28 protein-coding genes, 1 other RNA gene and 1 riboswitch are annotated in these 24716 nt (G+C 65.1%); of the genes, 21 read left to right on the forward strand and 8 right to left on the reverse strand.

Annotated elements, in window-relative coordinates; translation table 11 throughout:
- Window positions 1-44: 44 nt before the first annotated feature.
- Both DFR40_RS12305 and DFR40_RS12310 read right to left on the reverse strand, forming a co-directional pair.
- Window positions 45-1325 (reverse strand): cobyrinic acid a,c-diamide synthase CobB, encoded by a 1281-nt coding sequence (locus DFR40_RS12305; RefSeq protein ID WP_121458791.1) that lies wholly within the window; start codon window positions 1323-1325, stop codon window positions 45-47.
- Window positions 1326-1417: 92 nt separating this feature from the next.
- Window positions 1418-2098, reverse strand: a complete 681-nt coding sequence (locus tag DFR40_RS12310; RefSeq protein ID WP_211329788.1) for a Crp/Fnr family transcriptional regulator — start codon at window positions 2096-2098, stop codon at window positions 1418-1420.
- Between the two features lie 68 nt (window positions 2099-2166).
- Between DFR40_RS12310 and DFR40_RS12315 the strand changes: the two genes are divergently transcribed.
- The 3 genes from DFR40_RS12315 to DFR40_RS12325 are packed head-to-tail and all read left to right on the forward strand — an operon-like array spanning window position 2167 to window position 4333.
- A complete protein-coding gene (locus DFR40_RS12315; RefSeq protein WP_121458865.1) occupies window positions 2167-2700 on the forward strand; it encodes an Mpo1 family 2-hydroxy fatty acid dioxygenase in 534 nt (177 codons plus the stop codon).
- Complete coding sequence (locus DFR40_RS12320) at window positions 2697-3677, forward strand: 2-dehydropantoate 2-reductase (RefSeq protein WP_121458792.1); 981 nt, start codon at window positions 2697-2699, stop codon at window positions 3675-3677. Before DFR40_RS12315 ends, DFR40_RS12320 begins: the two co-directional genes overlap by 4 nt.
- Window positions 3674-4333: a hypothetical protein gene (locus tag DFR40_RS12325; RefSeq protein WP_121458793.1), complete on the forward strand. Its 660-nt coding sequence runs from the start codon at window positions 3674-3676 to the stop codon at window positions 4331-4333. The genes DFR40_RS12320 and DFR40_RS12325 overlap by 4 nt, the downstream gene beginning before the upstream one ends.
- Window positions 4334-4361: 28 nt before the next feature.
- Here DFR40_RS12325 and cobO read toward each other — a convergent pair whose 3' ends face one another.
- Genes cobO through DFR40_RS12345 form a run of 4 tightly spaced genes read right to left on the reverse strand, consistent with a single transcriptional unit; the run spans window position 4362 to window position 8548 of the window.
- Entirely contained in the window at window positions 4362-4952 is a 591-nt protein-coding gene (gene cobO, locus DFR40_RS12330) for a cob(I)yrinic acid a,c-diamide adenosyltransferase (protein ID WP_121458794.1), read from the reverse strand.
- A gap of 4 nt (window positions 4953-4956) precedes the next feature.
- On the reverse strand, window positions 4957-5730 hold the full coding sequence (locus DFR40_RS12335) for an ABC transporter ATP-binding protein (protein WP_121458795.1): 774 nt from the start codon (window positions 5728-5730) through the stop codon (window positions 4957-4959).
- Window positions 5727-6710, reverse strand: a complete 984-nt coding sequence (locus tag DFR40_RS12340; RefSeq protein WP_121458796.1) for a FecCD family ABC transporter permease — start codon at window positions 6708-6710, stop codon at window positions 5727-5729. Before DFR40_RS12340 ends, DFR40_RS12335 begins: the two co-directional genes overlap by 4 nt.
- A 5-nt stretch (window positions 6711-6715) precedes the next feature.
- Entirely contained in the window at window positions 6716-8548 is a 1833-nt protein-coding gene (locus DFR40_RS12345; protein ID WP_121458797.1) for a TonB-dependent receptor domain-containing protein, read from the reverse strand.
- A 106-nt stretch (window positions 8549-8654) separates the two neighbouring features.
- Window positions 8655-8859, reverse strand: a riboswitch (cobalamin riboswitch).
- A gap of 115 nt (window positions 8860-8974) precedes the next feature.
- Between DFR40_RS12345 and DFR40_RS12350 the strand changes: the two genes are divergently transcribed.
- From DFR40_RS12350 to DFR40_RS12370, 5 genes are all read left to right on the forward strand, one after another.
- Complete coding sequence (locus DFR40_RS12350) at window positions 8975-9172, forward strand: hypothetical protein (protein WP_121458798.1); 198 nt, start codon at window positions 8975-8977, stop codon at window positions 9170-9172.
- Between the two features lies 1 nt (window position 9173).
- Window positions 9174-9500, forward strand: a complete 327-nt coding sequence (locus DFR40_RS12355; RefSeq protein ID WP_121458799.1) for a cell division protein ZapA — start codon at window positions 9174-9176, stop codon at window positions 9498-9500.
- Between the two features lie 27 nt (window positions 9501-9527).
- A non-coding RNA gene (gene ssrS / locus DFR40_RS12360) (6S RNA) lies at window positions 9528-9708 on the forward strand.
- Between the two features lie 51 nt (window positions 9709-9759).
- Window positions 9760-10227, forward strand: a complete 468-nt coding sequence (locus DFR40_RS12365) for an EVE domain-containing protein (protein WP_121458800.1) — start codon at window positions 9760-9762, stop codon at window positions 10225-10227.
- On the forward strand, window positions 10188-11024 hold the full coding sequence (locus DFR40_RS12370; protein WP_425453952.1) for a sulfite exporter TauE/SafE family protein: 837 nt from the start codon (window positions 10188-10190) through the stop codon (window positions 11022-11024). The genes DFR40_RS12365 and DFR40_RS12370 overlap by 40 nt, the downstream gene beginning before the upstream one ends.
- Window positions 11025-11028: 4 nt before the next feature.
- Here the strand turns inward: DFR40_RS12370 and DFR40_RS12375 are convergent, their stop codons facing one another.
- Complete coding sequence (locus DFR40_RS12375) at window positions 11029-11715, reverse strand: GntR family transcriptional regulator (RefSeq protein ID WP_245985678.1); 687 nt, start codon at window positions 11713-11715, stop codon at window positions 11029-11031.
- A gap of 192 nt (window positions 11716-11907) precedes the next feature.
- Here DFR40_RS12375 and dctP point away from each other — a divergent pair, with 192 nt between their 5' ends.
- The 11 genes from dctP to DFR40_RS12430 are packed head-to-tail and all read left to right on the forward strand — an operon-like array spanning window position 11908 to window position 21784.
- Window positions 11908-12933 carry a TRAP transporter substrate-binding protein DctP gene (gene dctP / locus DFR40_RS12380; protein ID WP_121458802.1) on the forward strand — a complete coding sequence of 342 codons (1026 nt, stop codon included), beginning with the start codon at window positions 11908-11910 and terminating at the stop codon, window positions 12931-12933.
- Window positions 12934-12982: 49 nt separating this feature from the next.
- Window positions 12983-13567, forward strand: a complete 585-nt coding sequence (locus tag DFR40_RS12385) for a TRAP transporter small permease subunit (protein ID WP_121458803.1) — start codon at window positions 12983-12985, stop codon at window positions 13565-13567.
- Complete coding sequence (locus tag DFR40_RS12390; RefSeq protein WP_121458804.1) at window positions 13564-14904, forward strand: TRAP transporter large permease; 1341 nt, start codon at window positions 13564-13566, stop codon at window positions 14902-14904. Before DFR40_RS12385 ends, DFR40_RS12390 begins: the two co-directional genes overlap by 4 nt.
- 19 nt (window positions 14905-14923) lie before the next feature.
- The gene (mdcA, locus tag DFR40_RS12395) at window positions 14924-16576 is read left to right on the forward strand and encodes a malonate decarboxylase subunit alpha (RefSeq protein ID WP_121458805.1); all 1653 of its coding nucleotides are present in this window, start codon (window positions 14924-14926) and stop codon (window positions 16574-16576) included.
- A gap of 5 nt (window positions 16577-16581) precedes the next feature.
- Window positions 16582-16896, forward strand: coding sequence for a malonate decarboxylase acyl carrier protein (gene mdcC / locus DFR40_RS12400; RefSeq protein WP_121458806.1), 315 nt, complete (start codon window positions 16582-16584; stop codon window positions 16894-16896).
- Entirely contained in the window at window positions 16893-17789 is an 897-nt protein-coding gene (locus DFR40_RS12405; protein WP_121458807.1) for a biotin-independent malonate decarboxylase subunit beta, read from the forward strand. The genes mdcC and DFR40_RS12405 overlap by 4 nt, the downstream gene beginning before the upstream one ends.
- Entirely contained in the window at window positions 17786-18508 is a 723-nt protein-coding gene (gene mdcE, locus DFR40_RS12410; protein ID WP_121458808.1) for a biotin-independent malonate decarboxylase subunit gamma, read from the forward strand. The genes DFR40_RS12405 and mdcE overlap by 4 nt, the downstream gene beginning before the upstream one ends.
- Window positions 18509-18511: 3 nt before the next feature.
- Window positions 18512-19180, forward strand: coding sequence for a malonate decarboxylase holo-[acyl-carrier-protein] synthase (gene mdcG / locus DFR40_RS12415; RefSeq protein WP_121458809.1), 669 nt, complete (start codon window positions 18512-18514; stop codon window positions 19178-19180).
- Complete coding sequence (mdcB, locus tag DFR40_RS12420) at window positions 19173-20051, forward strand: triphosphoribosyl-dephospho-CoA synthase MdcB (protein WP_121458810.1); 879 nt, start codon at window positions 19173-19175, stop codon at window positions 20049-20051. Before mdcG ends, mdcB begins: the two co-directional genes overlap by 8 nt.
- Before the next feature lies 1 nt (window position 20052).
- Entirely contained in the window at window positions 20053-20967 is a 915-nt protein-coding gene (gene mdcH, locus DFR40_RS12425) for a malonate decarboxylase subunit epsilon (protein WP_121458811.1), read from the forward strand.
- Window positions 20968-20977: 10 nt separating this feature from the next.
- Complete coding sequence (locus DFR40_RS12430) at window positions 20978-21784, forward strand: sulfite exporter TauE/SafE family protein (RefSeq protein WP_121458812.1); 807 nt, start codon at window positions 20978-20980, stop codon at window positions 21782-21784.
- 9 nt (window positions 21785-21793) lie between these two features.
- Here DFR40_RS12430 and DFR40_RS12435 read toward each other — a convergent pair whose 3' ends face one another.
- Window positions 21794-22570: an enoyl-CoA hydratase/isomerase family protein gene (locus DFR40_RS12435; protein WP_121458813.1), complete on the reverse strand. Its 777-nt coding sequence runs from the start codon at window positions 22568-22570 to the stop codon at window positions 21794-21796.
- Between the two features lie 125 nt (window positions 22571-22695).
- On the opposite strand from DFR40_RS12435, the gene DFR40_RS12440 reads away from it, so the two are divergent.
- Together DFR40_RS12440 and DFR40_RS12445 are read left to right on the forward strand one after the other, a co-directional pair.
- A complete protein-coding gene (locus DFR40_RS12440; RefSeq protein WP_173580934.1) occupies window positions 22696-23016 on the forward strand; it encodes a DUF485 domain-containing protein in 321 nt (106 codons plus the stop codon).
- The gene (locus tag DFR40_RS12445) at window positions 23016-24677 is read left to right on the forward strand and encodes a cation acetate symporter (protein ID WP_121458814.1); all 1662 of its coding nucleotides are present in this window, start codon (window positions 23016-23018) and stop codon (window positions 24675-24677) included. The genes DFR40_RS12440 and DFR40_RS12445 overlap by 1 nt, the downstream gene beginning before the upstream one ends.
- Window positions 24678-24716: the final 39 nt, after the last annotated feature.

Here is a 24716-nt window from a genome sequence, read left to right on the forward strand (position 1 = left end):
AAAAAACAGCCGGACTCTAATTGACGATTCGAAAAAACCGGAATTCAGCCAGCGAAGAGTGCCGCGGTGGCTTGCGCTTGCGACGGAAAATAGAAATGCACGTAGGACGCCGTCAGTCGCTGCCGACGGTAGATCGCCTCGCCCTCGCGCCCGTCGGCGGTATGCGCCCGGCACAGCGGCGACAGGGGCGTCTCGCTCTTCGAATAATGGAAGGTGTGGCCGGCCAGCCGGCCTTCCGGTAGTTCTGCAAACTGCGTGCCGAGCGCCGCCAGGCGCGGCTGCATCACCGCCCGGCCTGGCAGCAGGCCGGCGAAGCGGTGGGCCTGGCCGGCCTTGTCCACGACTTCCTCGAACAGGCTCATCATGCCGCCGCATTCGGCGAGCAGTGGCTTGCCGGCGTCGACATGGGCGTGCAGGGCCTGCCATAGCCCGGCGTTGGCGCTCAGCGGGGTGGCGTGCAGTTCCGGGTAGCCGCCGGGCAGCCAGACGGCGTCGCACGCCGGTAGCGGATCGCCGGCCACCGGCGAGAAGAAGCACAACTCGGCGCCCAGCCCCTGCAGCGTTTCCAGGTTGGCCGGATAGATGAAGCCGTAGGCGGCGTCGTGGGCGATGGCGATGCGCCGGCCGGCAAGCAAGGGCGGCAGGGTTGGCAGCGGGGCGGCGGTGAAATTTATCGTTTTTGGCAGGTCGACCGTGGCACTCTCGGCGAGCGCATCGGCCAGCCGGTCGAGGCGACTTTCCAGGTCGTCGATCTCGGCCGCCTGGAGCAGGCCGAGGTGGCGTTCGGGCAGGCTGTCGCCGCTTTTCGGCAAGGCGCCGAACCAGCCCACGCCAGGCGCCAGGCTGTCCTTGAGCATGCCGGCGTGACGCGGGCTGGCGACGCGGTTGGCCAACACCCCGGCAAACGGCAGTCCGGGCCGGTAGGTGGCCAGGCCGTGGGCGACCGCGCCGAAGGTCTGGGCCATGGCTCCGGCGTCGATCAGCGCCATCACCGGGATGGCGAAGCGCTCGGCAATGTCGGCCGCCGACGGTTGGCCGTCGAACAGGCCCATCACGCCCTCGACCAGGATCAGGTCGGAATCCGCCGCTGCCCGCGCCAGCCGCCAGCGCGCGTCGGCCTCGCCACACATGCCGAGGTCGAGGTTGTGGCACGGTCGACCGCTGGCGAAGGCATGAATCTGCGGATCAAGGAAATCCGGCCCGCACTTGAACACGGTGACGCGCCGCCCCTGGCGCGCATGCAGGCGGGCCAGCGCGGCGGTGACGGTGGTTTTTCCCTGGCCGGAGGCGGGGGCGGCGATGAGCAGGGCGGGACAGGCGGGCATCGGTGATCACTGGTCGGTTGTTGGCCGGCCGGATTCTCGCATGCGAGGCCGGATTCAGGCTGCCCTTCGGCTGAGTGCCTGGTCGCGGCAGCTCAGTCGAGCAGCTCGATTTCTCCGTAGTGCAGGCGGACCAAGCCTTTCGCCGCCAGTTGCTTGAGCGCCTGGTTGACGCTTTGGCGGCTGATGCCCAGCATCCGACCGAGGACTTCCTGGCCGATACGAATGCGCTGGCGGGCGATATCACGGCTGCCATTACCCTGCGCCAGCAGGCGCAACCGCCGCAGTACGCGCTCCTCGAGAGGGAGTTGGGCCAGCTCCTCGAGCACGGCAAAGCTCACCCGCAGTTTGCGGCAGGTCAGTCGTGCCACGTCGCGCCAGTATTGCGGATGGGTTTCCAGCCATCGTTCCAGTCCGGCTCCGGGTATCACCAGGACTTCGCCGGGGAGATCCGCAATCGCGTCGTGGGTACGCGGCTGGCCATCGATCACCGAGATTTCGCCGAACCACTGGTAGGGCTCCAGGTAAGCGAGGAGCGCGGCCCGACCATCGGCATCATGGGCGCCAATGTGCACGGCGCCGGCGATCACGCAGTACATGCCGCTGGCCGGGCTGCCCCGGGTGAACAGTGCTTCACCTGCTTCCAGGCGGCGCACAACGGCCATGCTCAGCAAGGCCTGCTGCAACGGCGGCGGGCAGCTCGCAAACCAGTCGTCGCTCTGGAGAGCGGCATGCAAGGTCATCGGGGCGGAGGGCAGCGGGTTGATCGTCGGCATTGTCAAAATTCTGACAGACTCCGGCTGGCCCGTGGTGCATCCTGCGTACAAACAACACGGAGACAATGATGACCCCTTCGACCACCCTGCTGGTGAGCTACGCCCGTTATCACCGCGACCCCCGCAACATCGCCACCCACTACGTGGGCATCCCCCTGATCATCTTTGCCATTGGCGTTCTGCTCGGGCGCCTGCAGTTTTCCCCGCTCGGATTGCCACTGAACGGCGCCGTGACGGTCTGGACATTGGCTGCCGCCTGGTACCTCTATCAAGGCGTGAGCGTGGTGACCATGGCGACCATCGTCGTGACCGGCCTGCTGGTGATGATTGCCCAGCCCTTCGCTCAGGCAGCCCTGTTTCCCTGGCTGGCTGCCGGCCTGGGCAGCTTCGTCGTCGGCTGGGCATTCCAGCTCGTCGGGCATGTCTGGGAGGGGCGCAAGCCTGCTTTTGTCGATGACATCCGCGGTCTGCTCGTCGGCCCGATGTTCGTGACGGCCGAAGTCTGGTTTGCCCTGGGGGGCGGCAAGTCCCTGCGCGATCAGATCGACGCTGAAGCCGGCCCGGTGGCTCGCCAGACCCCGCGTCCGACCGAGCAGGCATGAAACCAGCGCCACACTTTCTGGTCATGGGTGCCGGCAGCGTTGGCTGCTACCTCGGAGGCTGCCTGCAGCATGCGGGCGCGCAGGTCGATTTCGTCGGTCGGCCCAGCGTTCTGCACAGCTTGCGCACGCACGGTCTGTCCCTGAGCGACCGCGATGGTCGGAAGCAGTTCGTGGCGCCGGCACAATTGCGGCTTCACGAGCAGATTCCTTCTGCCTGTCATCCCGATCTGGTGTTGCTGTGTGTCAAAAGCCGCGCCACTGAAGCGGCAGCGCAGGCGCTTGAGCGCCATCTGGCGGCGGGCACCCCGGTGCTGTCGCTGCAGAACGGCCTGCACAACGTGACGCTGGCGCAGGCTGTGGCGCCCGGTCTGAATTGGCTGGCGGGCATGGTGCCGTTCAATATTGCCGAAATCGGGCCCGGCTGTTTTCACCGTGGCAGCAGTGGCCAGCTGGCAGCCGAGGAGCATGCCCGGCTGCGTGCCTGTACCGGTCTGTTCGCGCAAGCCGGCGTGCCACTGGCCCTGCATGCCGACCTGAAACCGATCCAACGGGGCAAGCTGTTGCTCAACCTCAACAATCCGGTCAATGCGCTTTCCGGTCTGCCGTTGCGTGCCCAATTGCTGGACGCGGCGCACCGCCGGCAGTTTGCCGGCTTGATGCGCGAGGCGCTGGCGCTGATGCGGCTGGACGGGACAGAGCCGGCTGTGCTGACGCCCCTGCCCTGGAATCTGCTGATCCGCATCCTGTGCTTGCCGACGCCGCTGTTTCGCCTGATAGCCGCTCGCTTGCTGCGTATCGATCCGCAGGCCCGTTCCAGCATGGCGGACGATCTGGCTGCCGGGCGGCCGACCGAGATCGACGTACTTTGCGGCGAGATCGTGCGCCTGGCCGAGCGGCTGGGTCGGCGCGCCCCGCTGAACGAGGCCATGGTCGCCCGCATTCAGGCCCTGAGTACCGGCCCGACGACTGCGCCATGATGACGACGACCCAACGCGATGCGGGCTTCAGCCTGCTGCTGGCTTGCCTTTTTCTCGCCCTGTGCTTTGGCGCTGCCGAATGGACGGCGGGCACGCCCTTGTTTTCGCTTTCGCCACCGGGCGGCGGTGCCGCCGATATGGCCGAGTCCTTGCGCCAGGACCTGCACCTGACCTTTTTCACCATCTGGGCCGCATTGCTGCTGGCCGCGCCAGCGCTGGCGCTGTTGCCCGGCATCAACCGTTCACGCCAGGCCTGGCGTTGGTGGCGCATCACCTGGAGCGCTTCCCTGGTGGTGTTCGCCGTGCATTTCTACTGGGCCGTGGTCATCATTTTCGACAACGACTGGTCGCGCATCCTGAACACTCCCCGGGTCACCGTGCCGCGTCTGGACACCGTGTTTGCCGTCTGGTGGGTGATTGACGTCGGCCTGGCCTGGACCTGGCAGACCAGGGCGTACTGGATGCTCTGCCAACGCTGGGCGCTGCACCTGCTGGCCTTTGTCCTCTTCTTCGTAGGCGCGGCGCGCGAGGGAGAGTTGCCGATTTCCCGCGCACTCGGCTGGGCCATGGCGGTGCTTGTGCTCCTCGGTCTGCTGCGCTGGCTGTTCCGTCGAAATACTGCCGCTGACTTGGATTCGGGCGTGTTCCGGCGGTAGTCGGAAGGCCTTGCTTAGGCCCGGGGAATCACCACTCCAGCCCCGGCATCGCCTTGACCCCGGCCTGGAAGGCATGCTTTTCCATGCCGATGTCGCTGACCGTGTCGGCAGCGTCGCGTAGCGCCTGCGGCGCGGCTCGGCCGGTGACGATGACGTGCTGCAGGGCCGGGCGCGAAAGCAGTTTGGCGATTACCGCATCGAGGTCGAGCCAGCCGTACTTGAAGGCGTAGGTCATCTCGTCGAGGACGACCAGACCGATCTCCGGATTTGCCAGGTGGCCGCAGGCGATTTCCCAGGCTAACTGGGCGGCCTTGGCGTCGCGGTCCTTGTCCTGGGTTTCCCAGGTGAAGCCTTCGCCGCCGACGTGCCAGGCGACGTTCGGCTGCTGGCGGAAGAAGGCTTCTTCGCCGGTGTCCGAGCGGCCCTTGACGAACTGGACGACGCCGACCTTCATGCCGTGGCCGAGCGCCCGGGCGACGACGCCGAAGGCGGCCGAGGACTTGCCCTTGCCGTTGCCGGTGTTGATCACCAGCACGCCGCGTTCCTGCTGGGCGGCGTCGATCTTGCCGTCGATCACGGCTTTTTTCTTCTGCATGCGTTGTTCGTGGCTGATCGCCATGGGCTTACTCCGGGATGAAACAGCGCTGGCCGCGGTCTTCGATCTGCCGCAGGCCGTAGCCGTAGAGTTCGGACAGCGTTTTTGCCGTCAGGATGGTGTCGACCGTGCCCTGTTCGCAGCGGCCGTCGCCGTAGACCAGCAGCGCCCGGTCGCAGAAGCGGTGGGCCAGCGCCGGGTCGTGCAGGACCATGACGACGCCGGCGCCGCAGTCGCGGGCGGTACCGGCGAACAATTCGAGGACCGCCATCTGGTGATTGAGGTCGAGGTGCGACAGCGGTTCGTCGAGCAGGTAGAGCGTCGCCGCCTGGGTCAGCAGGGTGGCGATTGCCAGGCGCTGGCGTTCGCCGCCGGACAGCGTGTGCACCTGGCGCGTCTCCATGCCGGCCAGACCGAGCGCCTGCAGCGCGCCGCGCGCCAGTTCGGCGTCGCGCTTCGATTCCCAGGCCCAGCGGCCGAGGTGCGGATGGCGGCCGGTGAGCGCGGTTTCGAGCACGGTCGAACCGAAGGGATCGTTCTGGAACTGGCCGAGCCAGGCCCGGCGCAGCGCCGCCTGGCGCGGCGGCAGCAGGGTGCAGTCCTCGCCGTCGAGCAGCACGGCGCCGGCCTGCGGTGGGCGCAGGCCGGCCAGCGTGGACAGCAGTGTCGACTTGCCGGCCCCGTTGCGGCCGAGGATGGCCAGGCGTTCGCCCGGCTGCAGGTTCAGGTTGAGACGGTCGACGACGGTCTTGCCGCCGATGTCGAGGCTGAGTTGCCGGGCTTCGAGCAAGGGGGCGCTCACTTCGGTTGCCTCGACAGCAGGAAGAGGAAGACCGGCACGCCGATCAGCGCGGTGAGGACGCCGACCGGCAGCTGTTGCGGGGCGATCACGGTACGCGCCGCGGTGTCGGCGAGCACCAGCAGCGAACCGCCGGCCAGCACCGAGGCCGGCAGCAGCAGGCGCTGGTCGTTGCCGATGGCGAGCCGGACCAGGTGGGGGATGACCAGGCCGACGAAGCCGATCGAGCCGGCGGTGGTCACCGAAGCTGCCGTGGCCAGCGAAGCGAGCAGGTAAATTGCGTAGCGCAGGCGGTCGACCGCGACACCCAGCGCCTGCGCCTGCATCAGGCCACGCGACAGCAGGTTGAGTTCGCGGGCGAAGGGCATCGCGCAGAGTAGTGCGCCGCCGAGCGCCAGCAGCGCCGGCCACCAGCTGAAGGTCTGGCCGAGGTCGCCCATCAGCCAGAAGAGCATGCCGTGCAGCTTGCGTTCGTCGGCCAGAGAGAGCATCAGCGCGATCAGCGCGCCGCAGCCGGCGGCAACGATGACGCCGGTGAGCAGCAGGCGGGTCTGCGTCCAGCTGCCGTCGCCGTGGGCCAGGCCGAAGACCAGGAACATCGCCGCCAGGGCGCCGGCGAAGGCCAGTCCGTCGACGGCCAGCAGCGGCAGCCCGAGGATCATCGCGAACATCGCACCGACGCCGGCGCCGCCGGAAATGCCGAGGACGTAGGGATCGGCCAGCGGATTGCGCAGCAGTACCTGCATCAGTGCGCCGGCCAGCGCCAGCAGGCCGCCGCAGGCGAAACCGGCGAGCGCCCGCGGCAGGCGCAGTTCGACGACCATCTCGCCGGCGCCGGCGCCGGCGCCGCGGCCGAACAGCGCCGCCAGAATCTCCGCCGGCGGCACGCGCAGGCTCCCCGCCGTCAGCGCCAGCGCGAAACTCGCCAGCGCCAGCAGGCAGAGCGCAGCGAGGATCAGGAAGGCGCGGCGGCGGGTCGGCATGATGGTCAGCGCGGACTATAACGGATACCGACGAAAGCGTTGCGTCCGGGCGTCGCGTAGGTGTCGGCGAGCACGTAGTCGCGGTCGAACAGGTTGTTGACCCGGGCGAAGAGGCTCCAGTCCGGAGTCAGGCGATAGTTGGCGTAGAGATTGGTCAGGGCGTAGCCGGCGAGCGTCACCCGGCCTGCGGTCGGATATTCGTAGCGCTTGCCGCTGCCTTGTACTTCGGCACGCCAGTCCCATTGGCCGAGCGTCTGACCGATCGAAGCCGTCGCCGAATGACGGGCGCGTCTGGCCAGCTGGCGGTCGGCGTTGCGGTCGCTGGCGTCGAGCCAGTCGTAGCTGCTACCGACGTCGAAGCTGCCGAACTTGCCCTGCCAGGTGAGGGTCACCCCCTCGAGGCGTGCCGAGTCGATGTTCGTCGGCATGTTCAGGGGGCCGACCCTGGTCCAGGCGATCAGGTCCTCGACCCGGTTCAGGTACCAGGTTGCCGAGACGCTGTGCTGGCCGGTTTCGTAGTGCAGCGTCAGCTCGCGGTTGAGTGCCGATTCCGGCTTGACGGCCGGATTGCCGACGTAGGTGCCGGTCACCGGGTAGTAGAGTTCGTTGAAGGTCGGTGCCTTGAACGCCGTGCCGACGCTGGCGCTGGCCCGCCAGTTGCTGGACAGGCGATAGCCGTAGGCCAGCGAGCCGGTGGTCTTGTCGCCGAACAGCGAGTCGTCGTCGTGGCGCACGCTGGCCTGCAGGCGATGGGCGCCGAAGCCCCGGTTCCAGCCGAGCTGGACCGAGTCGTTGTGGCGGTTGCGGCGGGCATAGTTGCCGGTCGACGCGATCGCCTGCTCGTTGCGTTCGAAACCGATCAGGAAATTGCCCAGTTCCCCGCTCAGGTCGTTTTGCCAGCCGTAGAGTTTCTGTTCGGTGTTGAATTCGCTGTTGCGCACATCGTTACGCAGGATCTTCGAATGATCGATGCTGCGTCCGATGGTGAGCGTGCTGTTCCAGGCCGCGGCCAGGCGGTTCTTGACGACCAGGGAGGCGTTGCCGTTTCTGGTCTGGTTGACCCAGTCGACCGTGGCACCGCTGCCGTCGTAGCGGCTGCGGCCCTCGGCATAGAGCGCCGAAAGCGTCACCTCGTGGCCAGGAGCGAAGGTATAGCCGAGGCGGGCGGCGCTGGCCAGGTTGCGGAACCCGTCCTTGTCGCGGTTGGCAGTCGCTGTCCACGGGCGGCTGTCGAAGCCGTCGGTGGTCTCGTGCGATACCGTCGCGCCATAGTGCCAGCCAGCCTGGCGGCCGGACAGGTGCACGCTGCCGCTACGCATGCCGTAGTTGCCGGCGCCGGCTTCGGCGGAAAAATGCAGGGGTTTGTCGCTGTGCCGGGTAAAAACCTGGATCACGCCGCCGATGGCGTCGCTGCCGTACATCGCCGAGGCGGGGCCGCGGATGATCTCGATGCGTTCGATCTGGGCGACCGGGAGGCGCGACCAGGTCGGCTCGCCCGAGGTCGCCGACCCGACTCGCATGCCGTCTACCAGCAGCAGGACGTGCTTGGCGCTGGTGCCGCGGATGAGCAGCAACGAATTGGCGCCCCAGCTGCCGTTGGTAACCAGCTGGATACCCGGCTGGGCGGCCAGGATCTGTTCGAGGCTGCTGTGTCCGGCAGTCTCGATTTCGCTGCGCTCGATGACGCTGATGTCGCTGAGCACTTCGTTGACCCGCAGCGGCTGGCGGGTGGCCGTGACGACCATGGTATCGAGGCTGGCCAGTTGTTCGGCGGCCTGGAGCGGGTTGGCGAAAGCGAGCGGCAGCAGCAATGCCAGCCGGGTGTGGCGTTGATTCATGGATTCCCCTTCCCGGCAGGCGTCCCCGCATGCCGGAATGCATTGAAAAGAAAGTGCGCAGGGGGACAGGGCTGGTCGGGAAACCGGCACCACCACCCCGTGGCATTTCCGTGAGTCATGGCAGGCCGGTATCCGGGCTCGCAAGTCTTGACGTATCGCCTTCCCAGGTTTCCCCAGTGGCCTCGTGATACGTCCGCACTCGCTTACCGTTGCGGGGGCAGCAGCGGCTTGGTCGCATTGGCGACGCACCGCTTTCCCGTTTAACTGCGTTGGTCGAAACCAGCCGCAGCACCTGTCAAGGCGCCGCATTCTACAGGGCATTGCGGCAACAGGCGAGCCAAGGCCGGCGGCACTCCCGATAAAACACTTTGAAAATAGCCGCTTAGTCCTTGACCGGTCAGCATTTGTCCCACTATAGTGCGCGCCATGAACAGCGAATTCGAAGCGCTCGAAGCCAAGATCGAACAGGTCGTCGCCCTGGTCCACCAGTTGCGCGCCGAGAACGAGGTCTTGAAGAACCAGATGGCCGCCGCCGAGGCGGAACGCCTGCATCTGCGGGCGACGATGACGGCTGCCCGGGAGCGCCTGGAAGGCCTGATGGACAAGATTCCAGAGGATGCCTGAAATGAGCGCCGAGCCGAATTTCCTCGACGTCAAGATCATGGGCCGCGAGTACCGCGTCGCCTGCCAGCCCGAAGAGCGGGCTGCGCTGCAGGCTGCCGTCGAACTCGTGGACAACAAGATGCGCGAAATCGCGCAGCGCACCAAGAGCACCATCGCCGAGCGCGTCGCGGTCATGGCGGCCCTCAACATCGCCCACGAACGACTGGCGGCGCCGGCGTCGACGGCCAGTGAAGAAACGGTTGCGTCGGACGAAACGAAGCGTAGAATCGGTGACATGGGAGCGCGGTTGGATGCCGTGCTGGCGCCCCAACAGCAACTGGACCTCTGATTGCCGGTTGCCGGGCGACCCGCCGAGTGTCCCCTGCGGTGTTTGTTAAGGCCATATATTCCTTGAACCAATGCTGATTGGCATCGGTTGCGGACCGAAAAACCGTTGTTGTGTCGCGTTCTTCGTCGAACGTGCCTGATGCGGAAGGAAAGCAACCACTCTGAACCCCGGTTCAGGATGCCGGCCTGACGGCACTCGCGGGGGCTTTTATCCGGACAGGTGGCAGATTTCTGCCACCTGTTTTCATTTGTGGGGTGGCATGCAGTACTGGCTGATGAAGTCGGAGCCCGACGATGTTTCGATCGACGATCTGGCGGCCGAGCCGCAGCGGGCCTTCCCGTGGACCGGTGTGCGCAACTACCAGGCGCGCAACTTCATGCGCGATGCGATGCAGGTCGGCGATCTTGCTTTCTTTTACCACGCCGGTTGCGCCGAACCGGGCATCGCCGGTATCTGTGAGATCTGTTCGGAGAGCTATCCGGACCCGACCCAGTTTGTTGCGGTCGACCCCTATTTCGACCCCAAATCCACCCGTGAAAACCCGCGCTGGTGGTTGCGTGACGTCCGCTTTGCCGGGCGCGGACGGTATCTGTCGCTGGGCGCTCTGCGGGCCTGTCCGGAACTTGCTAATATGCGCCTCCTGGCCCGTGGCAACCGACTGTCGATTACGCCAGTAACGATTGGCGAATGGGTATTCATCACTCGGCTTTTGGCGTTGAATTCATGACAATCTGGTGGCTTTCCTATCCTCTCCTCGGTGTTTTCGGTGGCTTTGTGGCGGGGCTTTTCGGTGTTGGCGGGGGTTTGACGCTGGTGCCGTTCATGTACATGCTGTTCGTTGCGCAGGGATTCCCGGTTGAGCATGTGATGCATCTCGCACTTGGGACCTCGATGGCGACCATCGTGTTTACCTCGATTTCGAGCATGCGCGCTCATCATGCGCATGGTGCGGTACGTTGGGAGATCGTCCGGACGATGGCGCCGGGTCTGGTGCTCGGGACCTTTGGCGGTTCGCTGGTTGCCGGCCAGGTGCCGACCGGGCCGATGACGGCGATTTTCGTTGTGATTGTTTATTACGCCTCGCTGCAGATGATCCTCGACTTCAAGCCGCATGCGCATCGTCAGATGCCCGGTGCTTGGGGGCGTTTCCTGGTGGGTGGCTTGATCGGCGTGGTTTCCAGCCTAGTGGCTGCCGGCGGTGGATTTCTTTCGGTGCCATTCATGTTGTTCTGCAACGTGGCCATTCATCAGGCGGTTGGCACTTCCTCGGCACTCGGGTTCCCCATCGCCGTTGCCGGTGCCATTGGCTACATCCTGGCCGGTGCAGGCGATGCCGGCTTGCCCCCGTACACCTTTGGCTACGTCTATCTACCGGCATTTGTCGGCATAGTCGTGATGAGCATAACGATGGCGCCGGTCGGTGCCCGGTTGGCGCACAAGCTCCCGGTCAAAAAGCTGAAAAGGGCTTTTGGCGGCTTTCTTGCACTGTTGGCAACAAAGATGCTGCATAGCCTGATCGGCTGAAAGGCTAGTTCCCGGCCTTGAAATCGCGCAAGGTGGCGACGAGGTCGGCGAAGCGTTCGCCCTGAACGGTGACATGGGCGCGCAGCAGCGCAGAGGCCAGGTCGCCATCGCCCTTGATGATTGCCTCGACGATGGATTGGTGCTCATTGAACGATGTGGCCATCCGGTTGCGCACCCGTAACTGCAGTCTGCGGTAGGGGCGTAATCGTCGGTGCAGGGCATTTGCCTGCTCGACCAGGAAACTGTTGTGGCTGGCCTCGTAGATTCGCTGGTGGAAAATCTCGTTCAGCTGATAGTAGATATCAGGCTGATTGGCGTCGCGAGCGGCCTCGCAGGCGCGATGTGCTTCCTGGAGGGCAAGCTGTTCCTCTGGCGCGATCCGGCGCGCCGCAAGACGCCCGCACATGGCTTCCAGTTCGGCCATCACTTCGAACATTTCACACACTCGATCGGCACCGACTTCAGGTACGGTCGCGCCGCGTCGCGGCCGGATTTCAATCAGGCCGGCCGAAGCGAGCTGAATTAGTGCTTCACGGACAGGTGTTCGGGAGACGCCGTAGGTATCGGCCAGTTCCTGTTCGTCGAGTCGTGTCCCCGGCGGATACACACCAGTAACGATGCGTTCCTCGATCAGTTCACCGAGTCGTTCCGACTGGCGAGTGGTAGGGGGAGGGGCAATGGGGCTATTCACGATGCGCTCCACAGAGGCGGGTAATTAAATAATACGAAACTCGTTGACTGGTATTCAATATTTGATATTGTGTATACAAGACGGTGATTTTTGAACACATCATAAGTATAGACGCTATTCGGAAACCCGGATAAGCCTGTCAGCCAGCGAGGTATCACCGTTCATGCGTAATCAACCCTGGAGGAGACATCCATGATTAGCAAGACCAAGCGTTACCTGGGCCTGGCGATTGCCGCCGCTACCTTGACGTTCGTCCTGCCTGGGGCACATGCCCAGGCGCCGCGGGTGATCAAGATTTCACACCAGTTTCCGGCAGCGACTAGCGAAGACGGTGATTTTCGTGATCGACTGGTTCGTCGCTTTGCCGCAGAAGTCGAAAAGCGGAGCAACGGCAGCCTGAAATTCGAGATCTATCCGGGCAGCTCGCTGATGAAGACCAACAGCCAGATCGGTGCCCTGCGCAAGAGCGCGCTGGACATGAGCCTGGTGCCGCTGGCCTACGGCGGTGGCGAGATTCCCCAGGTGAACATCACCCTGATGCCGACCCTGGTCAGCAGCTACGAACAGGGCATGCGCTGGAAGAATGCGCCGGTCGGCAAGGAACTCGACCGCATCCTGGCTGACAAGAACATCAAGATCCTCACCTGGATCTGGCAGGCCGGCGGCATCGCTTCGACCAAGAAGGCGGTGGTCGTGCCGGACGACGCCAAGGGCCTGAAATTCCGCGGCGGCAGCAAGGAAATGGACCAGATGCTGAAAGGCGCCGGCGCGGCGGTGACCGGCATGCCGTCGTCGGAGATCTATTCGGCGATGCAGTCGGGCGTGCTCGATGCGGCGCTGACCTCGAGCACCTCGCTGATCAGCTTCCGCCTGCAGGAGTTCACCAAGTTCGCGACCAGTGCGCGCAACAAGAGCTTCTGGTTCATGTTCGAGCCGCTGCTCATTTCCAAGAGCCTGTACGACTCGCTGACGCCGGAACAGCAGAAGATCGTCAGTGAGGTCGGCGCCAGCCTGGAGCAATTCGGTGTCGATGAATCGAAGAAGGACGATGCGCGCATGGCCGAGGTTTATGCCAAGGCCGGCGCCAAGGTCGCCGACATGGACGAGAAGGCTTTCGCAGCCTGGCGTGCCGTTGCCGAACAGACCGCGTTCAAGGATTTTGCCGAGAACATCAAGGGTGGCCGCGAGCTGCTCGACATGGCGCTGTCGGTCAAGTAATCCCCCGGGCCGGGCTGGGCCCGGCTCCTCCTTCTTCTTGAGGTGAATCATGAGCCCCGGAGTCTTCATCAGCCGCGCGGTCAAGGCCTTCAACATTGCCACGGGTTACCTGTCGGCCTTTCTGATCGTCGCCGCCACCGGCATTCTCGTGTTCGAGGTTGCCGTCCGTTATTTCTTCGCCTGGCCGACCGACTGGGAAATCGAACTGTGCGTGATGCTGCTCATCGCTTCCAGTTTCCTGTCGGCCGCCCACACCCAGTTGAATCGCGGTCACGTGACCATCGAGATTCTTGACGAGGTCACGCCGCAGAGCTGGACGCAGTGGCGGATGGCCCTGTCCGACCTGCTGTCTTTCCTGTTCTGCGCCTTCGTTGCCTGGAACTGCTGGCATCTCTTCTACGAAGCCTGGGACGAGGGGCGCATGAGTGATACCTCGTGGGCGCCGAAGATGTGGCCGGTTTTCGCCACCATGGCGGTGGGCATGACTTCACTGGCGCTGCAGATCTTCGTCCAGTTCATCGAGGATTCCCTGCCGGAAGCGATGCGTTCGCATCAGCCGCCGCCCCAGCACAACGCCGCCATCCAGGTGGCCATCGAACGCATCCAGCGCGATGACGAAGGAGAACGCAAATGAGCGTCGGAACCCTGGGCCTGCTCTATGCGGCCGCCACTTTCCTCTTCCTCTTCTCGGGCATGCCGATTGCCTTCGCGGTCGGTTCGGTCGCCCTGATTTTCATGTATTTCTTCATGCCGGCGGCGCAGTTGTCGATCATCGCCGAGACCATCTTTTCCGAACTGAACAGCTTCACGCTGCTGACCATCCCCTTGTTCATCATGATGGGCGCGGCGATCGGCAAGTCGCGCGCCGGCTCGGACTTGTACAACTCGCTGAATCGCTGGCTGTACAAGGTGCCGGGTGGCCTGGGTCTGGCCAACACGCTGGCCTGCTCGGTGTTTGCAGCGATGTGCGGCTCCTCGCCGGCGACCTGTTCGGCGATCGGCTCCTCGGGCATCCCGGAAATGCGCAAGCGTGGCTATTCCGAACGTCTGGCAACCGGCCTGATCGCAGCCGGCGGTACCCTGGGCATCCTGATCCCGCCGTCGCTGACGCTGATCCTCTACGGTCTGGCAACCGAACAGTCGATCGGCAAGCTGTTCATGGCCGGTGTCGGCCCCGGTCTGCTGCTGACGGCCCTGTTCTCGATCTGGGTGATGTACAAGTCGTGGGCGGAGAAGAACGAGAAGATCGCACTCAGCAAGGCGACGGCGAGCGCACCGCCGGCCGAAGAGTTCTACAGCTGGAAGGAGCGTCTGGAGACGCTGCCGCGGCTGGCGCCTTTCCTCGGCCTGATCATCGTCGTCATGGTCGCCCTCTACGGCGGCTGGGCGACGCCGTCGGAAGTGGCCGGGATTGGCGCCTTCGGCGCACTGTTGATGGTCATGACCATCTACGGTTGCTGGCGCTGGAGCGACCTCAAGGTCATCCTCTCCGGCACCGCCCGCGAGTCGTCGATGATCATGCTGATCATCGCCATGTCCTTCCTGTACACCTACGTGATGAGCTACCTGCACATCACCCAGTCGGCAGCAGCCTGGATGATCTCGCTCGAGATGAGCAAGTGGGAGTTCTTCTTCTGGGTCAACATCCTGCTCATCGTGCTCGGCTTCTTCCTGCCGCCGGTGGCCATCATCCTGATGGTGACGCCGATCATCCTGCCCGCCCTGAACGCGCTCGGTATCGACCTGATCTGGTTCGGCGTGATCATGACCATCCTGATGGAAATGGGCCTGATCCATCCGCCGGTCGGCCTCAACCTGTTCGTCATCAGCGGCATCGCGCCGGACATCAAGTTGAAGGAAATCATGTGGGGGACGGTGCCCTTCCTGCTGCTGATGGTGCTCGGCATCGTCCTGCTGTGCATCTTCCCGGAAATCGCCACCTGGCTGCCGGCGCAGTACAGCGGTTCCTGAAGCGAGCGGAGCGAAGATCATGAACGCCCCCCTTCCCCGCGTCTGGGATTCCTTGCGCCAGAGCCGTGGCAAGCGCCTCGAACGGGCGGCCAGCCTCGGTTTTGGCAAGGAAATCCCGGTCGACCGCATCATCGACCTGCTCGAAGCCGTCATCCAGCCGGGCGACCGCGTCTGCCTCGAAGGCAACAACCAGAAGCAGGCCGATTTCCTCGCCGAGTCGCTGGCCGACTGCGATCCGGCACGCATCAATCACCTCCAGATGGTCCAGTCTGTCCTGGCGCTACCGAGCCATGTGGACCTTTTCGAGCGCGGCCTGGCCAGCCGCCTCGACTTTTCCTTCAGTGGCCCGCAGGGCGCCCGGCTGGCCAAGCTGGTCCAGCAGCAGCGCATCGAGATCGGTGCCATCCACACCTATCTCGAACTGTTCGGCCGCTACTTCCTCGACCTGACGCCGAACGTTGCGCTGATCGCGGCGCAGGCGGCGGATGCCCAGGGCAATCTCTACCTCGGTCCGAATACCGAGGACACGCCGGCCATCGTCGAGGCGACGGCGTTCAAGGGTGGCATCGTCATCGCCCAGGTCAACGAGCGGGTAGAGAAATTGCCGCGCGTCGATGTGCCGGCCGACTGGGTTGATTTCACCGTCCAGGCACCGCGCCCGAACTACATCGAGCCGCTGTTCACCCGCGATCCGGCGCAGATTACCGAGGTCCAGGTGCTGATGGCGATGATGGCGATCAAGGGCATCTATGCCGAGTACGGCGTCACCCGCCTGAACCACGGCATCGGCTTCGACACGGCGGCGATCGAGCTGCTGCTGCCGACCTATGCCGCCGAGCTTGGCCTGATGGGCAAGATCTGCACGCACTGGGCGCTGAATCCGCATCCGACGCTGATCCCGGCGATCGAATCCGGCTTCGTCGAATCGGTGCATTGCTTCGGTTCGGAAGTCGGCATGGACGCCTACATCGCCGCCCGCTCGGACGTCTTCTTCACCGGTGCCGACGGCAGCATGCGTTCCAACCGTGCCTTCTGCCAGACAGCCGGGTTGTACGCCTGCGACATGTTCATCGGCTCGACCCTGCAGCTCGATCTGGCCGGCAACAGCTCGACGGCGACGCTGGGCCGGATCACCGGTTTCGGTGGCGCCCCGAACATGGGTTCCGACCCGCACGGCCGCCGTCACGCCAGCCCGGCCTGGCTCAAGGCCGGCCGCGAAGCCTACGGGCCGCAGGCGACGCGCGGGCGCAAGCTGGTCGTGCAGATGGTCGAGACCTTCCGCGAGCACATGGCACCGGTCTTCGTCGAGGAACTCGATGCCTGGCAACTGCAGCGCAGCATGGGCGCCGAGCTGCCGCCGATCATGATTCACGGCGACGACGTCAGCCACATCGTGACCGAGGAAGGGATCGCCAACCTGCTGCTCTGCCGGACGCCGGAAGAGCGCGAGCAGGCGATCCGCGGCGTCGCCGGCTTCACCCCGGTGGGCATGGCGCGCGACAAGGCGATGGTCGAGAACCTGCGCGACCGCGGCATCGTCCGTCGTCCCGAAGACCTCGGCATCAATCCCCGGCAGGCCAGCCGCGACCTGCTCGCGGCGCGCTCGGTCAAGGACCTGGTGCGCTGGTCGGGCGGCCTCTACGCACCGCCTTCCCGTTTCCGCAATTGGTGAATGCCATGGAAAAACTCGAATTCAAGTTTCCCTCGCAAGCCCTGCTTGCCGCTGCGCCACCCGCGCTATGCGGCGTGGTCGGCTCCGGCAATCTCGAAATTCTGGTCCGTTCGGGCGTCGACCGTCAGATTTGCGAAATCAGCGTCAACACCTCGGCACGCGGTTTCGGCGAAACCTGGCGCGCCGTGCTGGCGACCTTCGCCGCCAGCCAGGCAGTCGGCGGGACGAGCATCGCCATCAACGACATGGGGGCGACCCCGGCGGTCGTCAGCCTGCGCCTGGCGCAGGCGCTGGCCGACTATCGCGGAGGTGCGCAATGAGTCTGTCCATCCGTCATAGCTGGTTCGAGGCCACCGCCCGCCAGCGTCTGGCCGGCCTGCTCGACCCCGGCAGCTTTTGCGAATTCCTGCCACCGGCTGTTGCGCAACCGAGTCCGCACCTGGCCCAGCTCGACCTGCCCGGGGCTTTCGACGACGGCGTCGTCGTTGGCGCAGGTCAACTCGGCAGCCGGCAGGTCCTGGTCGCCGCCCAGGAAGGCCAGTTCATGGGCGGTGCCGTCGGCGAAATCCACGGCGCCAAGATTGTCGGCCTGCTGCGACGCGCTGTTGCCGAAAGACCGGCGGCGGTGCTCTTCCTCATCGATTCCGGCGGCGTTCGCCTGCACGAAGCCAACGCCGGGTTGATCGCCATTTCCGAAATCATGCGCGCCGTGCTCGATGCGCGGGCTGCCGGGGTGCCGGTCGTTGCGCTGGTCGGCGGCAGTTGCGGTGCCTTCGGCGGCATGGGCATCGTCGCCAAACTGTGTTCGGCGGTGGTCATGTCTGAAGAGGGGCGGCTGGCGCTGTCCGGTCCGGAGGTCATCGAAACGGTGGCCGGCGTCGAGGAATTCGATGCCAAGGACCGGGCCCTGGTCTGGCGCGTCACCGGCGGCAAGCACCGTTACCTGATGGACGACTGCGCAGCCTTGGTCGACGACGATATCGCTGCTTTTCGCCGGGGCAGCATCGAGCTCCTCGACGACTGGCAGGAAACGCCCGACACCCTGGCCAGGTTGCGCGCCAAGCAGGCTCGTCTGCAGGGGCGACTGAGCGCCTACGGCCGCTGCCGCGACGGTCTCGAAATCTGGGCAGCGCTCGGCATCAGCGAGCCGGAGCGCGTACCGCTGCTCGATTGCGACGAGCTGATTGCCTTGAAGGAAGGATTGCCGACATGACGCTGAATACCATTCTCGATGCGCTATTCCCGGCCGGCCACGCGGTCGCCGTGGCCAACCAGGTGCTTGCCGGCGAGGCGCAGACTGCCCTGGGCCCGGTCGCGGTACTTGGTACCACCGACGCGGCGGCCATCGATCATGCGATGGCGCTGGCGCTGGCCGGCACGGTTCTCGATACGGTCGAGCAGCATCCCGGACGACCGCTGGTCTTCCTGGTCGACACCAGCGGTCAGGCGCTGTCGCGCAGTCAGGAACTGCTCTGCCTGAACGGTTCGCTGGCGCATCTCGCCAGTTGTGTCGATTTCGCCCGTCGCCAGGGGCATCCCTCGCTCGCCCTGGTGACCGCCAACGCGGTCAGCGGCGGTTTCCTCTCCTTCGGCCTGATGGCCGACCAGGCCTATGCGCTGGCCGATGCCCAGGTTCGGGTGATGGACTTGCGGGCGATGGCGCGGGTGACCAAGATCGCTTACGAACGGCTGGTCGAACTGGCGGCGAGTTCGCCGATCTTCGCCCCGGGAGCTGCGAGCTACCAGAAGATGGGCGCGATCGCGGCGATCTGGCCGGCACCGTCGGCGACGCTACTGCTCGATGCCTTGCGTGACATCGCTCAGGCGCGGGGTGCCGGCGACCAACGCCAAAGCCTCGCCACGACGCGTGGCGGGCGGCAACTGGCGGCCGGCGTGAGCCGACAGGTAGAGCATGCGGTGGGTGCCGGCTGACTCATGTTGCGTCACGACCTGGTTTACCTGCAGCCGGAGGCCGCCTGGCAGTCGCCTTGCGCCGCAGCTGGCAGCCCGATGGCGCAGGCCGTACAGCGCTGGCTCGCCGCTGGCCGGCCACTGGTGGCAGCGCGCCAGCCCGCCGATGAGCAGATGCTGTTGCTCGGTCTGACGTTGCCGACGGGGCAGGGACGGCATCGCCTGAGCATCCGTGCCGAGCCGGCGGCGGTCGCACGCTGTCGGCCGCCATTGGCATTGGCGCAGTGCCTGCATCGCCTGCCGGCCACATATGCTCCGGAGCTTCGAATGCTGGCTGAACGGGCGCAGGCCGGTGCGATCACGTTTGGTGTTTACGGTTCGCTGGCCTGGGAAGTGATCAGCGGCGAGTCCTATCGCCATCAGGCATCGGATATCGATCTGATCTGCGAAATCGCCAGCAAGAGGCAACTGATGATCGCGCTTGGCGAACTGGCGCTGGCGGCCGATCGTCTGCCCTGCCGTCTCGATGGCGAAATCCGTTTTCCCGATGGCAATGCCGTTGCCTGGCGCGAAGTTCTCGCCCATCTGCAGACGCCGGAGATGCCGGTGCTGGCAAAAGGCCAGCGCGACGTTGCCCTGTTGCCGCTGGTGCGCCTGATCGAAACCCTGTCACCGGAGCATCGCGATGACTGAAACTGCCGTACGGGCATCCGCTAGATGCTGGCTTCCGGGGCTGGCGACGTCGATTGACCATCTCGGCCGTCTGGCGATTCGCAGTCTCTACCGCGAGGTGGCCCTGCCGCTTAAGCCGGGATTGGTCTGCCCGGGAAGTCGGGGGAGTCATGCCGATATGGATTTCGCCAGTTTCGTGCGCAGCTTGCAGGCGCTGCGCGCATATTTTCCGGCGATTACGGCATGCGGTTGCGACAATCCCCGACTGCCTGCGCTGCAAGCGCTGGGTATTGCCGCCGAGCGACGCATGCTGGCGGCGACCGGTGGCGTTAACACGCACCGTGGCGCGATTTTCAATCTCGGCTTGCTTGGTGCCGCCAGCGGGTACTTGCTCGCAGGCGAGCAGGTGCTCGACGCTGCCAGCGCTTGCCGCTGCGTCGCTGAACGCTGGGGCAAGGAGATTCTGGCCGATCTTGCGCAGGCACCGGCGGACAGCCATGGGTTGCTCGTCGCCAGGCGTTACGGGAGCGGCGGCGCCCGTCAGGAAGCGGCAGCCGGTTTCCCGGCCGCATTGGCGATCGGCTTGCCGGCCTACCGCGGCATCCTGGCCGCCACCGGCGATCCCGAACTGGCGGCTGCACAAGCCCTGTTTGCACTGATCGCCGAAGTCGAGGACAGCAATCTGCTGTGGCGCGGCGGTCTGGACGGACTCGCCTTCGGCCGCCGGCAGGCGGCCGATTTTCTTGCCGCCGGCGGTGTCCTGGCCAGCGATTGGCGCGAGCGGGCGCAGGCAATCGATGCCGCCTTCGTCGCCCGCCGCCTGAGCCCCGGCGGTAGTGCCGACCTGCTCGGGGTGACCTTGTTCCTGGCCGAACTCGACGGGCTTGCCTGAGATGCGGCTGGCGCTCCTGTTCAGCGGCCAGGGCGGGCAGACCCCGGCGCATTGGCGGCAGCTTGTCGACACCGGCGACACCGGCTTGCTTTCCGCAGTGTCGGCGGTCGTGCCCGAATTCCATGCGGACAAGCCGTCGCCCTCGGATTGGCTGGCCGAAAACAAGGTCGCGCAACCGCTGATTTTCGCCCAGCAGATGGTGTTGTGGGCTGAGTTGCGCGATCGTTTGCCGCAACCGGTCTGTGTTGCCGGCTATTCGCTGGGCGAGATGGCTGCCTGCTGCGTCGCCGGTGCCTTTTCGCCGATTCAGGGCGTCGGCTTGTGCGCAATGCGCGCTGCCTTGATGGATCAGGCTGCGCCCGGCGAGTACGGCATGCTCGCCGTGCTCGGTCTGGCGGAGGCGCAGGTTGCCCGACTGGCGAGCGCGGCTGGGTTCGCCATTGCCATCCGCAACGCGCCGCGCCATCTGGTGCTGGCCGGCCCGCAGGCGGCTCGGCCTGAACTGGCCAACGCGCTGGCGGCGGCCGGGGCAACGCGTCTGGTGGAACTCGCGGTGCGGACGCCGTCGCATACGGCGCGGCTGGTGCCGGCGGCGCTGGCTTTCGGGCAGCATCTGGCAGCGCTGGCTGACGCCCGTTTGTGCTGCCCGGTACTCAGCGCCATCGATGCGACGCCGGCCCGGCGCGCTGCGCCGGCGCTCGCTGCGCTGGCCCGCCAGCTGGCCGAGCCGCTCGATTGGGCGGCCTGCCTGCAGGCAATTCGCGAGATGCAGCCGGATGCGGTCCTCGAAATTGGCCCGGGCAACGCCCTGGCACGCCTGTTCGGCGAACTGGCACCGGAGATCCCGGTACGGGCCAGCGACGATTTCCGGAGCTGCGACGGTATTGTCGGCTGGCTGGCCTCGTGCACCGGCTGACCCTGGCCTGATGTCGCTGATGCTGCTTGCCGCTTATCTGGCAACGGGCGCGGTCGCCGGCTTTTTCGCCGGCTTGCTCGGCGTCGGCGGCGGCGTCGTGGTGGTGCCGATGCTGGCCTTGCTGTTCGCCGGACAAGGCTTTCCGGAAAACGAAGTGCTGCATCTGGCGCTCGGTACATCGATGGCGACCATCCTGTTCACCGCCGCTTCCAGTCTGCGTGCCCACCACGCCCACCGGGCCGTGCTCTGGCCGGTGGTGCGGCGGCTGACCCCGGGCATCCTGCTTGGCACCTTGTGTGGCGCTTATCTTGCCGCACTCGTGTCGTCGCGCGGCCTGGCCTTGATCTTCGTCGCCTTCATGCTCTTCGTCGCCGGCCAGATGATCGGCCAAAGACGTCCGCCAGCCGGCCGCCGCTTGCCCGGCGTGCTCGGTCTGAGTCTGGCCGGCGGTGTGATCGGCGCTTTCTCGAGCCTGGTGGCGATTGGCGGCGGCGCTTTGACGGTACCCTATTTGATCTGGTGCAACGTCCGGCCACAGCAGGCGATCGGGACCTCGGCGGCGGTTGGCCTGCCGATCGCCATCGGTGGTACTTGCGGTTATGTCTGGCATGGCTGGGGGCAGGCCGGGCTGCCGCCGGGCAGTCTCGGTTTCGTCTATCTGCCGGCGCTGGCCGTGATTCTTGTTGCCAGTGTGCTGGTCGCACCGCTTGGCGCACGGCTCACGCACCGGTTGCCCGTTCGCCTGCTGCGCCGCATCTTCGCCGGGCTGTTGCTGCTGCTTTCGGCGAAGATGCTGTGGAGCCTGTTCGCTGCCTGAGTCTGCGCTTCAGCGTGCCTTGAACTGCGGTTTGCGCTTCTCGAGGAAGGCCGCCAGGCCTTCGCGGTAGTCCTCGGTGGCGAGGAAGGCGAAGGATTCGGCTTTTTCGGCTTCGCTCAGCGGTCGACCGTCAAGCAGTCGGCGAATCCACTGCTTGTGCCAGCCGGCGACCAGTGGCGCGCCGAGGCAGATGCGACGGGCGGTGGCGTAGGCTTCGTCGACCAGTTGCGCGTCGGCGACGACGCGGGTGACCAGGCCTTTCTCGTAGGCCTCGCGGGCGTTCAGGATGCGCCCCTCGAGCAGGATTTCCTTGACCACCGCCGGTCCGGCGAGGCGCAGCAGGCCTTCCATTTCGCCCGGATACATCGAGAAGCCGAGCTTGTTGATCGGCGCGCCGAACTTCGCACCCTCGCCGGCGATGCGCAGGTCGCAGGCGCCGGCAATCTCGAGGCCGCCGCCGATGCAGGCGCCGCGGATCAGCGCCACGGTCGGCTGCGGACAGTCGGCGATGGCGTTGAGCGCGGCGGCGACTTCGCCGTGATAGTGCAGTGCCTGCTCGAGCGTGGCGCGTCCGCTGACGAACTCCTCGAGGTCGCCGCCGGCGGCGAAAGCCTCGTCGCCGGCGCCGCGCAGGACGATGCAGCGAATCTTGCGGTCGACCGCGAGAATGGCCATTTTTTCGCTCAGCGAGCGCCACATCGACAGGTCGATGGCATTCAGCTTGCCCGGGTTGTTGAGCGTCAGGGTCGCGACTTCGTCGTCGATGCTGAGGTCTATGCTACTCATTTTATTGATGATTTCCGTTAAAACCACCGAGTGCAAAACTTACACGCGGTGTAAGGTTGTTGAGTCTTATATAAGATACAATGCCCGCGCCGATTCTTCGGTAATTATTAATAAGGAGAACAATTATGAGCAGCGCGATGTACGAAAGGATGCGGGTTAATCCCAAATTCCAGGAGCTGGTCGCCAGGAGGGGACGCTTCGCCTGGACCTTGGCCGCAATTGTCTTGATCATGTTCTACGGTTTCGTGATGGTCGTCGCCTTCGCCCCGCAGTCGCTGGGCCAGCCGATCGCCGAAGGCTCGCGATGGACCGTCGGTGTCGTCGTGGAACTCTTCATGTTCATCTTCTTCTGGGTGCTGACCGCGGTTTACGTGCGTCGTGCCAATACCGAATTCGACGCCCTCTCGCAGGAAGTGGTGCGTGAAGCCTGGAAGGAGAACAAATAATGCGCAAGATCATTTCCGCGCTCGGGCTGCTCAGCCTGTGCACCCTGGCCGTTGCCGCCGATGCGGTCGGCGCGACCGAAAAGCAGGCGACCAACTGGCACGCCATCATCATGTTCTGCATCTTCGTGACGCTGACCATGGGGATCACCTACTGGGCGGCCAGCCGCACCAAGTCGACTTCTGACTTCTACACCGCCGGCGGCGGCATCACCGGTTTCCAGAACGGCCTGGCGATCGCTGGTGACTACATGTCGGCGGCGACGCTGCTCGGTCTGACGGCGATGGTCTACATGCAGGGCTACGATGGCTACATCTACATGCTCTGCTTCTTCGCCGGCTGGCCGATCATCCTCTTCCTGATGGCCGAACGCCTGCGCAACCTGGGCAAGTTCACCTTCTCCGACATCACCGCCTACCGCCTCGACCAGGGCAAGGTGCGGACGATGGCCGCGGTGTCCTCGCTGACCGTCGTCTGCTTCTACCTGATCGCCCAGATGGTCGGTGCCGGTCAGCTGATCAAGCTGCTCTTCGGCCTCGAGTACAACGTCGCGATCTTCGCCGTCGGCATCCTGATGATGGTCTACGTCACCTTCGGCGGCATGGTCGCCACGACCTGGGTGCAGATCATCAAGGCCTGCATGCTGCTCGCCGGCGGCTCGCTGGTTATGTTCCTGGCGATGGGGCATTTCAACTTCTCGTTCACCAACGTCCTCGATCAGGCGATGTCGGTGCACAAGCTGGGTGAGAAGCTGATGCACCCGGGCAGCCTGCTCGCCGACCCGGTCACCGCGATCTCGCTCGGCCTCGGCCTGATGTTCGGTACCGCCGGCCTGCCGCACATCCTGATGCGCTTCTTCACCGTCACCGACGCCAAGGAAGCCCGCAAGTCGGTGCTGTATGCCTCCGGTTTCGTCGCCTACTTCTTCAACGTCATCTTCCTGATGGGCCTGACCGCGATCATCATCGTCGGCCAGAACCCGGAATTCTTCGAGGGTGGTGAAATCGGCAAGAAGCTGATCGGCGGCGGCAATATGGTTGCCATGCACCTGGCCAAGGCGGTCGGCGGCGACATGCTGCTCGGCTTCCTCGCGGCGGTTGCCTTCGCCACCATCCTGGCGGTCGTTTCCGGTCTGGCACTGGCTGGTGCTTCGGCAATCTCGCACGACATCTACGCCCGCGTGATCAAGAAGGGTACGGCCTCGGAAGCCGCGGAAATCCGCGTTTCCAAGATCGCCACGATCTGCCTCGGCTTCGTTGCCATCGTTCTCGGCATCGCCTTTGAAAAGCAGAACATCGCCTTCATGGTCGGCCTGGCCTTCGGTGTTGCCGCAGCCGCCAACTTCCCGGTGCTGATCCTGTCGATGTACTGGAAGGGCCTGACCACCCGCGGCGCCCTGTGGGGCGGTTACGGCGGCCTGGTTTCGGCGGTGCTCTTCGTGCTCTTCTCGAAGTCGGTGTGGGTCGACGTGCTCGGCAATGCCGCGCCGCTGTTCCCCTACACCCAGCCGGCGCTGTTCGCGATGCCGGTTGCCTTCCTGCTCGCCTACCTCTTCTCGAAGTCGGATTCGAGCGTGCGGGCGCAGTCGGAAATCGAAGCTTTCGACGACCAGTACGTGCGCGCGCAGACCGGTTACGGCGCTGCCTCGGCGTCCAACCACTAAGCGGCAAGTCGACAAAAAACCCCGGGCGATCAATGTCGC

The sequence above is a fragment of the Azonexus fungiphilus genome (assembly GCF_003634965.1).
Taxonomy (GTDB): Bacteria; Pseudomonadota; Gammaproteobacteria; order Burkholderiales; family Rhodocyclaceae; genus Azonexus; species Azonexus fungiphilus.